The following is a 14243-nucleotide window of genomic DNA, read 5'->3' as shown; positions in this document are numbered from 1 at the left end:
CTCTGTCCTGCCGGACATCCCCCACGAGGGCAGGGCTATCGCATATGGATTCTTGCGAAGAAGACCCCACCCTAACCCTCCCCACAAGGGGGAGGGAACGCTGCCGCGTGCCTTTAATTCTTCTTTGGCGCCGAAAAGACAGGCGATTCGCCTAGGTCAGCACCAACGGAAGTCTCCCTCCCCCTTGTGGGGAGGGGTTAGGGGTGGGGGTCCGTGCCGCGCAGGCATCTCAGGACTATGCCCGGCGAAAACGCCGCCTCAGCCGGCCAATGCGGTTTTGTTCGCCTCGAGAAATTGCTTCAACGTCTTTGGCGTTCTGCCGGAAAGTTTCTCGATCGCGTCGGTCACCATGGCGATGCGGCCGGAGCGCGTGTTGGCGTCGAAGGACACGACGACGTCAGCGAAATCCTCGGGGACACCGGCCGCCTTCACGCCTTCGGTCAAGGCTTCATCCGGAACCTGCACGACATCGAGCGGCTTGCCGGTGACCTCGCTCACCAGGGCGGCGATTTCGGCCGTGGTGTAGGCGTGCGGGCCGGTCAACGTGTAGGTCTTGCTTTCGTTTGAGGCGCCAGCGAGGCCGGCGGCGATCGCCGCGGCCATGTCATCGCGTGCGCCGTGCGCAATGCGGCCTTCGCCGGCGGACGTATACCAGTGTCCCGAGGCGATCGCGTGCGGCAGTGCCATGAACAGATTCTCCTGGTACCAGCCGTTGCGGAAGATCGTGTAGGGGATGCCGCTCGCCTTGATCGCCTGCTCGGTGCTGTAGTGATCGTTGGCGAACAGCACGGGCGAAACTGGCTCGGGATTGGGCATCGAAGTGTAGAGCAGATGCGAAATGCCGGCGTTCTTGGCCGCGGCGACTGCATTTTCGTGCTGCTTCAGGCGTTTGCCGCTTTTGAGATCGAGATCGCCGGTCGAAATGATCAGCACCTTGTCGGCGCCCTTGAATGCGGTTTCCAGCGAAGCCGCGTCGTTGAAATCGGCGGCCCTGACGACAACGCCGCGTGCCGCCAAATCGGCCACGTTTTCTGGATTGCGTGTTGTGGCGATGATCTTTGCCGGCGGAACTTTGTGCGTGTCCAGGAGATAGTGGATGACGCCGCGGCCAAGCTGGCCGGAGGCGCCGGTGACGAGAAGGGTTTCGGTCATGGGGGATCCTGACGTTGCGCCGCAAGGGCGGATCGAGTGGTAGTCTCGGAAAGAGACCAGCACTAAAATAGGAATTGACCCACCGCCGTAAAGAAGGCAGTTTTTCGGGAGGTAGGCACAGGCAGGGAACCACCCATGGACGGCAAGGTCATCAATCTGAAATCGAAGATGGAGATCTATAAGGCGATGAGCGGGGACGGCAATTTCGCCAATTGTCCGGTCCGCGATGTCATCCAGGGCGTCAGCGGCAAATGGAGATCGCTGCTGATGATGGCGCTGGCTGAAAGACCCTATCGCTTCGGCGAGTTGAGGCGCCTGGTGCCCGATATTTCGCAACGCATGCTGACCCAGACGCTGCACGATTTGCAGCGCGATGGCTATGTCCATCGTGAGGTGTTCCCGACCAAACCACCGAGTGTTGAATACAGCCTGACCGATCTCGGGCGCTCGATGTTCGGCGCCTTTCATCAATTGATTCTGTGGGCCGAACTCAACCACGATGCGGTGCGGATAGCGCGCGCCGATTTTGATGCCGCCCAGGCGTAAGCCTCTGGACGGCGCCGCGGCTTGATTTCGCCCGGCGGCTGAAGGATTGTCCTCGCCAATCAGGCTTGGGGCATCGACATTTCCTACGATATCGCAATTGTCGGCGCCGGACCGGCGGGGCTGGCCATGGCGCTCTATCTCAAGCGCGCCGGGCATCGGGTCGTCGTCTTCGAGCGCTTCGACGAACCGAAGCCGGTCGGCTCCGGACTGATCCTGCAACCGACCGGGCTGACGGTCTTGGCCGATCTTGGCCTGCTCGATGACATACTGGCGCTGGGCAGTCGCATCGACCGCCTGCATGGTGCCGACGCTAACACAGGTCGTACCGTGCTCGATGTACGCTATGATGCGCAACGAGGCCATCGTTTTGGGTTGGCGGTACACCGGGCGGCCCTATTCGGCGTGCTCTTTCGCGCCACGCAGCGCGAAGCGATCGCGATCGAGACCGGCGTCGAGATCGAGTCTCTGGAGGCAGGCGAACGGGCGACGCTGATCCGTGGCAACGGACGAAGAGCGGGGCCTTTCGATCTGGTCGTCGACGCCAGCGGTTCGCGCTCGAAACTGCGACGCGCAAGCGCTCCAGGCGAGCCACGACCACTTACCTATGGCGCGTTCTGGGCCTCGCTCGGTTGGCGCGGCGAAGGTTTTGACGAGCATGCGCTGCTGCAACGCTACGACAAAGCGAGCGTGATGATCGGCGTGCTGCCGATCGGCCGGCCGGAGCCGGGCGCTGAAAAGATGGTGGCATTCTTCTGGAGCCTCAAGCCGGCCGATGCCGAGCGGGTGCGGGCAGTGGGTCTCGACGCCTGGAAGGAGAGGCTGGTCGCGCTGTGGCCCGAATGCGAGGCGTTCACCAGCCAGGTCGAGGATTTCGACCAGCTCTCGCTGGCGCGCTATGGCCACCACACGATGAAATGGCCGGCCGGCCGGCGGCTGGCCATCATCGGCGATGCGGCACACTCGACCAGCCCGCAGCTCGGGCAAGGGGCCAATATGGCACTGCTCGACGCGGCGGCGCTCAGCCATGCGCTGGCGAGGACGGCGAGTGTCGAGGCAGCGCTTGAAGCCTATGCGAAGGCGCGCCGCTGGCATGTACGGATCTTCCAGGCGCTGTCGCTGGCGTTCACGCCGTTCTACCAGTCGGATTCCGTGACGCTTCCCTTTATCCGCGACAGGCTGGTGGCGACGGTGGCAAAAATTCCGCCGGCACCGCAGTTCCTCGCCTCGATGGTGGCAGGCACGGTAATCGATCCGTTCAGGCGGATCGGGCTTGCAGAGGCGAAATGGCCGGATCGCTTCGGTGGATGAGGCTCGAAAGGTATGATCCCTTCGCCCGCAGGAAGGCATGCAGGCCTTGCGGGTAGCCCGGCGCCACGGCGTGCTTGATCGACGGGCGTTCACTCAACGCCTGGCGCCAGGCGCGGACGAGCGGTTTACCGTCAAGGATGCCGAAATCACCGATCCGGTCGAAGGCGTCCAGATAGCGGAAGACCGGACCGTAAACGGCGTCGACCAGCGAAAAGCGCTCGCCGGCGAACCACGGTCCGCCAGTCTCGTCCGCCAGCTCGGTTTCGAGACGATCGAACATGGCTGACAGCGCGCTGGATTCGGCAAGGAAGCCGGCCTCGGTCGAGGCTGAATAGAACCGGCCGATGGCGTTGAGCGTGGCCGAGCCGAACTCGATCCAGGCACGGTGCCGGGCGCGGGTATAGGGGTCGGTGGGGTGGAGGGGATTGGCCTGCGTCTCTTCGAGGAGTTCGAGGATGACCGCGGATTCGAAGATCACCGTTTCCTCGCCATTTCGCTGCACGCGCAGCAACGGCACCTTGCCGAGCGGTGAAATCGCCTTGAACCAGTCCGGCTTGTTGGCCAGGTCGATATCGATGCGCTCGAACGGCATCCCCTTTTCAGCCAGTGAAATCGCGGCGCGCTGAACATAGGGGCAGAGATGGTGGCTGACGAGAATGAGCTTGTCGGTCATTTTACTCGCCCCAATGCCGGCGAGTTTGCGGATTTCGTGTTTCATTGGATTGGCTTTCCATAATTTAATGCAGTTGCATCTATGTAGATGCAAACGCATCGATCGTCAAGCTTGATGCAATTGCATCTATTGGCTATGCTGGGCCATGACCGAGACAGCCATGCCTTCGCCCGAAGCCATCAAGGCCTGGGCCCGCCTGATGCGCGTTTCGCGCCAGCTGGTGGAAAGCGCTGAAGAGGCGTTAAAGGCCGCCGGCCTGCCGCCGCTTGCCTGGTATGACGTGCTGCATGAGATCGCCGAGGCGGGCGAGGGCGGGCTGCGGCCGTTTCAGCTGATCGAGCGCACTCTATTCGCGCAATACAACATATCGCGGCTGCTGGCGCGGCTCGAGGCCGATGGGCTGGTGGAGAAGCTGCCGGTGGCCGATGACGGCCGTGGCCAGACCATCCGCATCACCACCAAAGGCCGCGAGACGCGCCGTCGAATGTGGGCTGTCTACGGACTGTCGATCGCCGAACTGGTCGGCGCCAAGCTCTCGGGAGATGAGTTGACCATGGTCTCGGCACTGCTTGGCCGACTGCGCCATCCGCCCATCGCGGACTGATGCCACGGCGCCGAGCCGGCTCGGCGAGGTCAAGCCGGATGGCTGCCCCAGAGAAACGCCAGCGTCGACAAAACACCGAGCACCGTGCGAACCAGATGCAGATTGCCCCATTTGATGATCAGGGGCCTGGCTTGCGGATTGACGGCGCCTGCATCCATCGCCTCCAGCACCCTGTTGGTCGGCATCATCGCGATCAGCGTCCACGGCCAGGGCAGGATGATCAACACCGCGCCAACCAGGAAGGCGAGACCGCCGGTCTGCCACCAGGCAATCAGGCCAAGAACGCAGGCGAAAATGGCAATCGACGCCTGCATGGCGGCGCCGCGTTTGTAGGAAGGCTGCCATTCCTGCAGCAGTGCCTTGTCGTCGAGACGAAGCCGCGCCGGCTGTTCCGCGACGCCGACGTAAATCGCGGCGCCGGAGAATACGGCGGCAACCGTCAAGGCGAGCAATCCGATCAGCATCTTCTTTCCCCGCGCAAGCCGCCGCCGTCCAGAAAGAAAATAGGGCTTGCAAGGCCCAAAACAATACGCCATAGATCAGGCGAACCGTAACGTACGGTACGGCTTGCCGAAATAACCGGCCGGCCTTACCTGCCGAGAGAAGAGCGTGTTGCACATCGTACCCGAGATCGACACCAGCCAAGCGCTGACAGAGCGGCAGAAGGCCGTGCTCGACGCGGCGTTGCGGCTGCTGGTCGAGGAGGGCGATCAGCTGACCATGACCGCCGTGGCGCGCCGTGCGAGCTGTTCCAAGGAAACGCTCTACAAATGGTTCGGCGATCGTGATGGGCTGCTGACGGCGACAGTGCAATGGCAGGCCTCGAAGGTGCGGGTGGCGCAGGTCGATGGCAAGGGGCTCGATCTGGCCTCGCTGACGGCAAGCCTGGAACGCTTTGCTTCCGACTGGCTGAAAGTGATTTCGAGCGATACCTCGATCGCGCTCAACCGGGTGGCGGTTGGCCATGCGGGGTCGGGCAAGGACGATCTCGGCGCTGTCGTGCTGGAGAATGGACGTTTCGCGCTGGCCAAGCGGTTGAAGCCTGTCCTTGAGGCGGGTCGCCAAGCCGGGCTGCTCGACTTTGCGGATGCCGAGACGGCGTTCCGCACCTTTTTCGGGCTGGTCGCCCGCGATGTGCAGATCCGTCTGCTGCTCGGCGACCGGCTGGAATTGACTGAGGCGGCGATCGGCGGCGATGCCGCGCGGGCGACGCAGCAGTTTCTCGCTCTTTTCGGAGCAAAAACCGGCCGTAAGGCTGATTCATAAAACGGGAAGGAAGACAAAATGCGCGTCTATTACGATCGTGATGCCGATCTCAATCTGATCAAGGGCAAGAAGGTCGCCATCATCGGCTATGGCAGCCAGGGCAGGGCGCATGCGCTCAACCTCAAGGATTCCGGCGCCAAGGAGATCGCCATCGGCCTGAAAGCCGGCTCGGCGACCGCCAAGAAGGTCGAGGCCGATGGGCTCAAGGTGATGAGCGTGGCGGACGCCGCCAAATGGGCCGACCTGATGATGATGGCAACGCCCGACGAACTGCAGGCCGACATCTACAAGAACGAGATCGCGCCGAACATCCGCGATGGTGCGGCGATCGCTTTCGCTCACGGCCTCAACGTGCATTTCGGCCTCATCGAGCCGAAGTCGACGGTCGACGTCGTCATGATCGCGCCCAAGGGCCCCGGCCACACGGTGCGCGGCGAATACCAGAAGGGCGGCGGCGTGCCGTGCCTGGTCGCGGTCAACCAGGACGCCTCGGGCAATGCGCTCGATCTCGCTTTGTCCTACGCCTGCGGCGTCGGCGGTGGCCGTTCGGGCATCATCGAGACCAATTTCCGCGAGGAATGCGAGACCGATCTGTTCGGCGAGCAGGTCGTGCTGTGCGGCGGTCTGGTCGAGCTGATCCGCGCCGGTTTCGAGACGCTGGTGGAAGCTGGTTATGCGCCTGAGATGGCCTATTTCGAGTGCCTGCACGAGGTCAAGCTGATCGTCGACCTGATCTACGAAGGCGGCATCGCCAACATGAACTACTCGATCTCGAACACCGCCGAATGGGGCGAATACGTCTCGGGTCCGCGCATCATCACCGCCGAGACCAAGGCCGAGATGAAGCGCGTGCTGAAGGATATCCAGACCGGCAAGTTCACCTCGGAGTGGATGCAGGAATACCGCGCCGGCATGTCGCGCTTCAAGGGCATCCGCCGTATGAACGACAGCCACCAGATCGAGGAAGTCGGCGCCAAGCTGCGCGCGATGATGCCCTGGATTTCGAAGAACAAGCTGGTCGACAAGGCGAAAAACTGAGCGAAATCAGAAACATTCCAAGACAGACAGCGTTTACAGCTGAATCGGAAACGGCGCCTCGTGGCGCCGTTTCCTTATTCTGTCGGTAAGTGGCTGCAGATCAGCTATAGGGCGACCAGCACTGCTGGCGCGGGCCGTTATAAGGCTGGAACGTGTTGTCCCAGGCGCGATACGACCGGTAACGGTTGTAGCACCATTGGACATGGGCGCTCGAAAGCCGTCCTGCGCGGTAATAGCGGCGCGGCGCCGGCCTGTCATAGTAGTTGTAGTTGTTGTACATGCTGCCGAGGCTGAGCCCCAGCCCTAGGCCCAGGAGCGCGGCCGCTCCATCATCGTAATAGCGGCCGCCGCGATAATGATGGCGACCGTGACGCCAACGCCAGTCATCTCCGCCATTCCAGTTGCCGCGGCGCCAGTTGTCATGGTTCCAGTAGCGACGGCCGTCATGGCGGCGCCACCTCCAATTGTCACCGTAGAACTGACGGTCATTACCGCCCGCCCATTCGTCGCGGATCGGGGTGACCGTCGGCGCCGCCGTGCTGGTGGGAATCGACAATGTCGGCTGCATGATCGGGCCGGCAGCGGACGGTGCCGTGATGCCGGAGACGATACCGAGCGCTATTAGCCCGGATTTTACCGTGGACGAAAAGAGCGAATTCATTGCACTCTCCAAGGGGTACAGGCCCTACGCCAAGCCGAGGAATGGGCCTAATGTGGACGTTTGCATCTGAACGGCGGATGAACGGAAAGGTTCCGTCAACCATGGCGCGAAGGCGCCTAGGACCCAACCGGTCTCCGCTGGCGGTCCTGCGATCTTGTTTTCCGCGGCACTTGCGGGCAAAGGTCATGGCATGTCACTGCGCCTTGCCACCTTCAACGTCGAGAACCTGATGAACAGGTTCGATTTTTCCGGCTACCGCAACCAGCTCAACGAGGATCGCACGCTGGCGCTGTTCGATATCCAGAGCGAGGTGGAATACAAGATGCTGGAGCAGGCCCGCGCCATCGCACAGTCCGACGATACGCGCCAGCTGACGGCGCTGGCGATCGCCGCCACCCGCGCCGACATCGTCTGCATGCAGGAAGTCGACAACATCGAGGCGCTGAAGGCGTTCGAACACGGCTACCTGTTCAAGATGGTGGGGCAAGGCTACCGGCAGAAATACACCACATCGGGCAATGATACGCGCGGCATCGACGTTGCCGTGATGATGCGCAACGAAACCGCGCAGGGCCAGCCGATCGAATTCGTGCGCATGACCAGCCACGCCTATGTCACCTACGAACAGTTCGGGCTGCACACGCCGGAACTGGCGGCACTCGGCAACCAGGCCAATGAGCGCATCTTCCGGCGCGATTGCCTGGAAATCGACATCACGGTGGGCAGCGTGCCGCTGACGCTTTACCTCGTGCATTTCAAATCGATGGGCTCGCCGCGCAATGGGCTCGACGGGCGCGAGGCGACCATGCCGATCCGCATCGCCGAGGCGCAGGCCGTGCGGCGGATCATCGAGGAGCGTTTCGGCAAGGACCACGCCGCCGACAAACGCTGGGCGATCTGCGGCGACATGAACGATTACCGCCAGCGCGTGACGGTCGCCGGCGATGCGATCGACGGCTACCGCTTCGAGGTGGTCGACGAGACCCTATCCTGCATCAACGTGCTGACGGCCGGCGGTTTCTGCGAAAACCTCGTCGAGCGGCGGCCCGAGATAGATCGCTGGAGTTTTTATCACACGCGCGGACCAGAAGAGCGGCATCTGTGCCAACTCGACTATATCCTGTTGTCGAAGGGGCTCGCTGCCAGCAACGCGACGGCCGTTCCCGACATCATCCGCAACGGCCAGCCCTGGCGCACGATTTTCCCGCCCGGCCAGGAGGTCGACCGCTTTCCGCGCGCCGGCTGGGATCGGCCGAAGGCGTCGGACCATTGTCCGGTGGCCATCACCCTGGACATCGTTTGATACGCCCATGAGTTTCGACCTGCCGCGCAATGTCATCCTGCCCGTCGATGCCGTCGACGTCAGGCTCGATCCCCGTCCGCATCCCTTCGCCTGGGACAATTCAGAGGCCATCGCCGAGAATTGGCAGCGCGAAGTCGCCGCCAATCCGGCGCTGTTCGATGGCATGGTGGTGCTGCTGTCGCAACTCGCGTACCGCGACAACCGTCTCGTCGGCCGCTGCCATGCGGTCAATTACTCGACTTTCCTGCTGTGGCGAAAACGGCGTGAGAATTCGGGCGCCGAGCATGCCTATGCCCATGCCATGCTGGTGGCCGGCGACAATGCGCTGGTGGCGATCCGCATGGGACCGCACACGGTCAACGCAGGCAGCGTCTATTTCGCCGCCGGCTCGTTCGAGCCGATCGACTTTCGCGATGGTCTGGTCGATGTCGATTTCAACATGATCCGCGAGGTGCGCGAGGAAACCGGGCTCGACCTGTCGGGTGCCGAACGCGGCAAGCGCTACCACGCCCTGTCGACCAATAGCGGCACGGTGATCTTCCGGCGTTATCACGCGACAGCGCCCGCCGACGAGATCGCCCGGCGCATCTCGGCTTTCGTCGCCACCGAAACCGATCCGGAGATCGAGGGCCCGGTGATCATCCGCCATGCCGCCGACCTGCCGGTCGGGCTGTCGCCGCATATGAAGCCGCTGATCGAGTGGCATTTTGCGGGCAAGGACTCTCTGTTTTGACGCAATTCCGGACGGAAAACCGCTTCACACTTTTCCTGGAATTGCTCTAACCGCGCGTCTTGTTCTGCGCGTCCTTGCGATCGTTGCGAGCAGCGACGTGGAACAGGATAAAGCCGATGCCCAGCAAGCCGCCCATCGCCATTCCCATGGTCTGGCCGACGACTGCCTGAAAATCCGATGTGACGCGATCGGGATTGGCAAGGCCGTAGCGGGCGAGATACCACCAGATGCCCGCCAGAAAGGCCTCGATGATGACCATCGCCAGGATCAGCCGCGCCTTCTTGCTCATCCGCTATTCCTCCGCCCAAGGCGAGTGCCCTAGCATCGCGAACGGTGCGGCGACAGTGGCGGAGCAAGGTGGAGCTGTCGAAGACTGTGCAAAAGCCGGTCGGAGCGCTGGGAGCGTTTCCGACTGCGTTGCCCCTATTCGTGCCTAAGCGCGTCGATCGGGTCGAGCCTGGCGCCACGCAGCGCCGGGAAGAAACCGAAGACCATGCCGATCAGCGCGGAGAAGCCGACGGCGAGCAGGATGACCGCCGGGCTTGGCGCGAAGGGGATGGTCAGCGTCACCGCGGCGAGGCCGGCCAGCGCCAGGCCGATCAGGATGCCGATGATGCCGCCGAGCAGCGACAGCACCGTCGCCTCGACTAGGAACTGAATCAGGATGTGCTTTTCATGCGCGCCGATGGCGAGCCTGATGCCGATCTCGCGCGTGCGCTCGGTGACCGACACCAGCATGATGTTCATGATGCCGATGCCGCCGACCAGCAGGCTGACGCCGGCGACCGCGCCCAGCATGCCGGTCATGGTGGTGGTGGCGCTGGCCATGGCGTCGGCGATCTGGGTCATGTCGCGGATGGCGAAATCGCTCTCGCGCTCGGGCGTGATGCGGCGTGCATCGCGCAAGATGTCCTCGACGCGCGGCTGCAACTCGCTGGTCGGCGTGCGGTCGTCGGCGGCGATGTAGATGTTGTCGATGTCGCGGTTGCCGGCGATGCGGCGCTGGTAGGCATGCAGCGGCATCAAGACGACATTGTCCTGGTCCTGGCCGAAGCCTGTATAGCCCTTGGGCTCGAGCAGGCCGATGATCTTGCAGGAGGTGCGGTTGACGCGGATGATCTCGCCTTCGGGATCGCCGGCGCCGAAGAATTGCTGGCGCACCGTCTCGCCGATCAGGCACACGCCGGTGCCCGAGCGGGTTTCGGAATCGCTGAACGGGCGGCCCGACACCAGTTTCCAGTCGCGCGCATCGAGATAGGCGCTGTCGGTTCCGGTGACGCCCGAGGTCAGGCTCTCGGTGCCGAAGATGACGCGGACCTGCTTTTGCGAGGCCGGCGAAATGGCGCGAGCGCCGGTCAGGTGCGCAACGAGCGCCGCCAGGTCCTTTTCGGCCAGCGGACGCGCCACCTGATCGAGCCCTCCCGGACCGCCGGGACCGGCCGGGCGGCCGGAACGGACGACCAGCAGATTGCTGCCGAGCTTGGAGATGTCGGCCTTGACCTTTTCGGTGGTGCCCGAGCCGATGGTGAGCATGGCGATGACGGCTGCAACGCCGATGACGATGCCGAGCAATGTCAGGAACGAGCGCAGCACGTTGCGGCGGATCGAGCGGAGCGAGAGGCGGACGGTTTCCCAGATCATGGCTACGCCGTCTCCAGCTTTATTGTATCGGAGGCGACGTGGCCGTCGAGGAAGCGAATGGTGCGCTCGGCATAAGCGGCGACGTCGGCTTCATGCGTGACCATGGCGATGGTCAGCCCAAGCTCGGTGTTCAGCCGGGTCAGCAACTCCATGATCTCGTGCGTGCGGGCGGTGTCGAGATTGCCGGTCGGCTCGTCGGCGACGAGTAAGGTTGGGCGGGTAACGATGGCGCGCGCGATCGCCACGCGCTGCTGCTGGCCGCCGGAGAGTTCCGCCGGGGTGTGGTGTTCGCGGCCGACAAGGCCGACCTCCGCCAACGTCTGCATGGCAAGGTCGCGGCGCTGGCGGGCGGCAACGCCGCGGTAGATCAGCGGCAGTTCGACATTTTCGGCCGCCGTGGTGCGGGCCAGCAGATTGTAGCCCTGGAAGACGAAGCCGACATAGAGGTTGCGCAGCATGGCGCGGCGGTTGCGGTCGAGACGCCCGGCATCGATGCCCATGAAGGAATAGGTTCCGGCGGTCGGCGTGTCGAGGCAGCCGATAATGTTCATCGCCGTCGACTTGCCGGAGCCGGACGGCCCCATGATGGCGACGAATTCACTGCTGCGGATGGCAAGGTCGACGCCGGCCAGCGCATGAACCTTGGCTTCGCCCTGGCCGTAGCTCTTCCAGACCTTGTCGAAGGTGATGAGCGTCGCGCTCGGGGCCACGGTATCAGCTCCGCTGCTGCGACGCTGTGATAACCTGAGCGCCTTCGTCCAGGCCGGAGGTGATCTCGGTCAGTTCGCCGTCGGTGGAACCGATCTTGACGTTGACCGGGTGCGGACGCCCATTCTCCAGCACACAGAGCGTGCGCGAGCCATCGGTGGGCGCCGTCGCGGCCTGGCGCTGGCGGTTGCCGCCGGGGCGACCCATGCGGCCGGTGAACAGATCGCTCAGGCTCCACGCGCGGGTGGCAGGCGCCGTGGGCCGATAACGAAAGGCCGTGGCCGGCACGGTGAGCACGCCCTTGGCCTGTTTGGTGACGACCGAAACGGTGGCGGTCATGCCGGGCCGCAGCAACAGCTCGTTGTTGTCGACCTCGAGCCGCGCATTGTAGGTGACGACGCCGTCGGTGGTGACCGAGGCATAGGAGATGTCGCGGATCTCGGCATCGAACGGCCGCTCCGGGAAAGCATCGACGCTGAAGCGGGCATGCTGGCCTGTCTTGACCGCGCCGATGTCGGCCTCGTCGACCGCCGCCACCAGTTCCATGTTTCTGAGATCGGCGGCGATGATGAACAGCACCGGCGCCTGCAGCGAGGAAGCGACCGTCTGGCCGGGGTCGACCGAGCGCGTCAGCACGATGCCGTCTATCGGCGCATAGATGGTGCTGTTGGCAAGGTCGGTCTGCTGCGATTTCAGATCGGCATTGGCGATGGCGAGGTTGGCCTGGGCGCTGTCGAGCGCCGCCTTGGAGCGGTCGCGGGTCGCGGTCGCCGCCTCGAGCGACTGGTCGGTCGCCATGCCGCGCTTGGTCAAAGCCGCCGCGCGGACAGGCGCCTTTTCGTTCTCGGTCAGCGTTACCGTGGCGTCCTCAACATTGGCCGCCGCTGCCTTAGCGGAGGCTTCGGCGCGCTCGATCTGAACTTGCAGCTTGGTCGTGTCGAGCGCTGCCAGCACATCGCCCTTCTTGACCTGCTGGTTCTCCTCGACGGACACCGAGCGGATAATGCCGGAGAGCTGGCTGGAAATGTCGACCTGGGTGAGCGGCTGCAGCGTGCCGGTCGCCGACACCGCGACGGTGAGGTCGGCCCTGGCGGCAGGCACGGTGGTATAGTCAGTCCTGGCCGGCGAGCCGGCATACCACTGATAGACGCCAAGCCCGGCGGCGAGCACGATCAGCGCCAGCAGTGCATAGAGCCAGCCGCGCCGGCGCGACTTGCGCAGACCCGTCTTGTCGAGCCCGAGCGCCGTCTCGATGGCGGAATCCGATTCCGTCTTTGGCAGATTGACAATCTGGTCCACGCTGGACCCCTATAATGGGCAATGTCTCTATCTGTGCACAGATCAGGCTTGACGTTTCAAATATCAAATTAAATTTCGCCCATGTTGGGATTGAGGCAGGAATGAAAACCCGGAATTACTTGCTTTATGATGTGTTTACGACCGAGCGACTGGCCGGCAATCCTTTGGCCGTCGTGCTGGACAGCAAGGGATTGGATACCGCCGCGATGCAGGCCATCGCGCGCGAATTCAACCTGTCGGAATCGGTGTTCGTGCTGCCGCCGGACAATCCCAAGCATAAAAACCGCATCCGCATTTTCACGCCCGACTATGAAATGCCGTTCGCCGGCCACCCGACGGTGGGTTCGGCGATCGCGCTGGCCGAGCTGGCGGAGGAGGGCGGCGCCGGCATCTTCGTGCTGGAGGAAAACATCGGCCCGGTGCGTTGTGCCGTCAGCAAGCATGATGGAGCGACGTTCGCCGAGTTCGACCTGGCGAAGCTGCCGGAGCCGCTGAAGCTCGAGGCCGATCCGGAGGCTATCGGTGCGGCTCTTGGCCTGACGCCGCACGAAATCGGCTTCGAGAATCATCGCGTCGCGTTCTGGTCGGCGGGCGTGCCCTATGTGACCATTCCGGTCGCCAATCTCGAAGTGGCGGGCCGCATCCGTCTGGACAACCAGGCCTGGTCGGAACTGGCGCCACGCAAGAGCGAGTGGGCCTTCGCCAGTCCCTATGTCTATTGCCGCGAGACGGTGAACCACGAAAGCGCCTTCCATGTGCGCATGATCGTGCCCGGCACGCCTTCCTACGAGGATCCGGCAACCGGCTCGGCGGCAGCGGCTTTTGCCGGCGCCATCATGCATTTCGACGCGCCGACCGACGGCATTTGGCAGCTGTGGATCGAACAGGGGCTGGAGATGGGCAGGCCATCGCGAATTCGCCTCGAACTAACCGTGGAAGGCGGAAAACTGGCCTCGGCGCGCATCGGCGGTAATGCGGTCAAGGTCGCCGAAGGCAAGCTGTTCGTCTGACCATGTGCGGCACTTAAGCGATTTGTCGGGAAATGATTCCGGCAGGGCTGGACAGGACCGATGGTGGCGGCTATATGCCCGCCAACGCCGGTTTTTGCCGGCCGAGTGGGTGCGTAGCTCAGTTGGTAGAGCAGCTGACTCTTAATCAGCGGGTCCACAGTTCAATCCTGTGCGCACCCACCAAATTCTTCAAAGACTTGGTGGAAAGACCCTGGAATGCGAGATGCGTTTGACCGTGTCTCGGGCATGGCGCGGGCTTGCCGAGGCTGGCCTTGAACGTGACCTTCATGACGATCGGGCG

General features: G+C 63.3%; 16 protein-coding genes and 1 tRNA gene. 9 read left to right on the top strand and 8 right to left on the bottom strand.

Annotated features, from left to right (window positions below):
• Positions 1 to 258: 258 nt before the first annotated feature.
• Positions 259 to 1152 carry an SDR family oxidoreductase gene (locus NKH03_RS10170; RefSeq protein WP_352968267.1) on the bottom strand — a complete coding sequence of 298 codons (894 nt, stop codon included), beginning with the start codon at positions 1150 to 1152 and terminating at the stop codon, positions 259 to 261.
• Positions 1153 to 1287: 135 nt separating this feature from the next.
• Here NKH03_RS10170 and NKH03_RS10165 point away from each other — a divergent pair, with 135 nt between their 5' ends.
• Together NKH03_RS10165 and NKH03_RS10160 are read left to right on the top strand one after the other, a co-directional pair.
• Positions 1288 to 1698 carry a winged helix-turn-helix transcriptional regulator gene (locus tag NKH03_RS10165; RefSeq protein ID WP_352968266.1) on the top strand — a complete coding sequence of 137 codons (411 nt, stop codon included), beginning with the start codon at positions 1288 to 1290 and terminating at the stop codon, positions 1696 to 1698.
• Positions 1699 to 1824: 126 nt separating this feature from the next.
• The gene (locus NKH03_RS10160; RefSeq protein ID WP_352968265.1) at positions 1825 to 3006 is read left to right on the top strand and encodes an FAD-dependent oxidoreductase; all 1182 of its coding nucleotides are present in this window, start codon (positions 1825 to 1827) and stop codon (positions 3004 to 3006) included.
• Here the strand turns inward: NKH03_RS10160 and NKH03_RS10155 are convergent.
• Positions 2954 to 3679 carry a glutathione S-transferase family protein gene (locus NKH03_RS10155; RefSeq protein ID WP_352968331.1) on the bottom strand — a complete coding sequence of 242 codons (726 nt, stop codon included), beginning with the start codon at positions 3677 to 3679 and terminating at the stop codon, positions 2954 to 2956. The genes NKH03_RS10160 and NKH03_RS10155 overlap by 53 nt on opposite strands.
• Positions 3680 to 3824: 145 nt before the next feature.
• On the opposite strand from NKH03_RS10155, the gene NKH03_RS10150 reads away from it, so the two are divergent.
• Positions 3825 to 4283 carry a MarR family winged helix-turn-helix transcriptional regulator gene (locus NKH03_RS10150; RefSeq protein WP_352870925.1) on the top strand — a complete coding sequence of 153 codons (459 nt, stop codon included), beginning with the start codon at positions 3825 to 3827 and terminating at the stop codon, positions 4281 to 4283.
• Between the two features lie 29 nt (positions 4284 to 4312).
• Here the strand turns inward: NKH03_RS10150 and NKH03_RS10145 are convergent, their stop codons facing one another.
• Complete coding sequence (locus NKH03_RS10145; RefSeq protein ID WP_502913500.1) at positions 4313 to 4747, bottom strand: anthrone oxygenase family protein; 435 nt, start codon at positions 4745 to 4747, stop codon at positions 4313 to 4315.
• Positions 4748 to 4892: 145 nt separating this feature from the next.
• Between NKH03_RS10145 and NKH03_RS10140 the strand changes: the two genes are divergently transcribed.
• Positions 4893 to 5549: a TetR/AcrR family transcriptional regulator gene (locus NKH03_RS10140; RefSeq protein ID WP_352968264.1), complete on the top strand. Its 657-nt coding sequence runs from the start codon at positions 4893 to 4895 to the stop codon at positions 5547 to 5549.
• 18 nt (positions 5550 to 5567) lie between these two features.
• Complete coding sequence (gene ilvC, locus NKH03_RS10135; protein WP_023757108.1) at positions 5568 to 6587, top strand: ketol-acid reductoisomerase; 1020 nt, start codon at positions 5568 to 5570, stop codon at positions 6585 to 6587.
• 100 nt (positions 6588 to 6687) lie between these two features.
• On the opposite strand, the gene NKH03_RS10130 is transcribed toward ilvC, so the two are convergent.
• Positions 6688 to 7248 (bottom strand): BA14K family protein, encoded by a 561-nt coding sequence (locus tag NKH03_RS10130; protein ID WP_352968263.1) that lies wholly within the window; start codon positions 7246 to 7248, stop codon positions 6688 to 6690.
• A gap of 190 nt (positions 7249 to 7438) precedes the next feature.
• Between NKH03_RS10130 and NKH03_RS10125 the strand changes: the two genes are divergently transcribed.
• The gene (locus NKH03_RS10125; RefSeq protein WP_352968262.1) at positions 7439 to 8551 is read left to right on the top strand and encodes an endonuclease/exonuclease/phosphatase family protein; all 1113 of its coding nucleotides are present in this window, start codon (positions 7439 to 7441) and stop codon (positions 8549 to 8551) included.
• 7 nt (positions 8552 to 8558) lie between these two features.
• Positions 8559 to 9284, top strand: a complete 726-nt coding sequence (locus NKH03_RS10120; protein WP_352968261.1) for an NUDIX hydrolase — start codon at positions 8559 to 8561, stop codon at positions 9282 to 9284.
• 46 nt (positions 9285 to 9330) lie between these two features.
• Here NKH03_RS10120 and NKH03_RS10115 read toward each other — a convergent pair whose 3' ends face one another.
• From NKH03_RS10115 to NKH03_RS10100, 4 genes are all read right to left on the bottom strand, one after another.
• Positions 9331 to 9573: a hypothetical protein gene (locus NKH03_RS10115; protein WP_352968260.1), complete on the bottom strand. Its 243-nt coding sequence runs from the start codon at positions 9571 to 9573 to the stop codon at positions 9331 to 9333.
• Positions 9574 to 9707: 134 nt separating this feature from the next.
• Entirely contained in the window at positions 9708 to 10925 is a 1218-nt protein-coding gene (locus tag NKH03_RS10110; protein ID WP_352968258.1) for an ABC transporter permease, read from the bottom strand.
• Positions 10926 to 10927: 2 nt separating this feature from the next.
• Positions 10928 to 11635 (bottom strand): ABC transporter ATP-binding protein, encoded by a 708-nt coding sequence (locus tag NKH03_RS10105; protein WP_352968256.1) that lies wholly within the window; start codon positions 11633 to 11635, stop codon positions 10928 to 10930.
• Positions 11636 to 11639: 4 nt separating this feature from the next.
• Positions 11640 to 12932 (bottom strand): efflux RND transporter periplasmic adaptor subunit, encoded by a 1293-nt coding sequence (locus tag NKH03_RS10100; RefSeq protein ID WP_352968255.1) that lies wholly within the window; start codon positions 12930 to 12932, stop codon positions 11640 to 11642.
• Positions 12933 to 13033: 101 nt separating this feature from the next.
• On the opposite strand from NKH03_RS10100, the gene NKH03_RS10095 reads away from it, so the two are divergent.
• Positions 13034 to 13942: a PhzF family phenazine biosynthesis protein gene (locus NKH03_RS10095; RefSeq protein WP_352881030.1), complete on the top strand. Its 909-nt coding sequence runs from the start codon at positions 13034 to 13036 to the stop codon at positions 13940 to 13942.
• A 107-nt stretch (positions 13943 to 14049) separates the two neighbouring features.
• Positions 14050 to 14125: transfer RNA gene (locus tag NKH03_RS10090), tRNA-Lys, on the top strand.
• Positions 14126 to 14243 lie beyond the last annotated feature (118 nt).

Origin of the sequence: Mesorhizobium sp. M1406 (genome assembly GCF_040317555.1) — a bacterium.
Lineage (GTDB): Bacteria > Pseudomonadota > Alphaproteobacteria > Rhizobiales > Rhizobiaceae > Mesorhizobium.
This window is presented reverse-complemented; position numbering and strand designations above follow the sequence as displayed.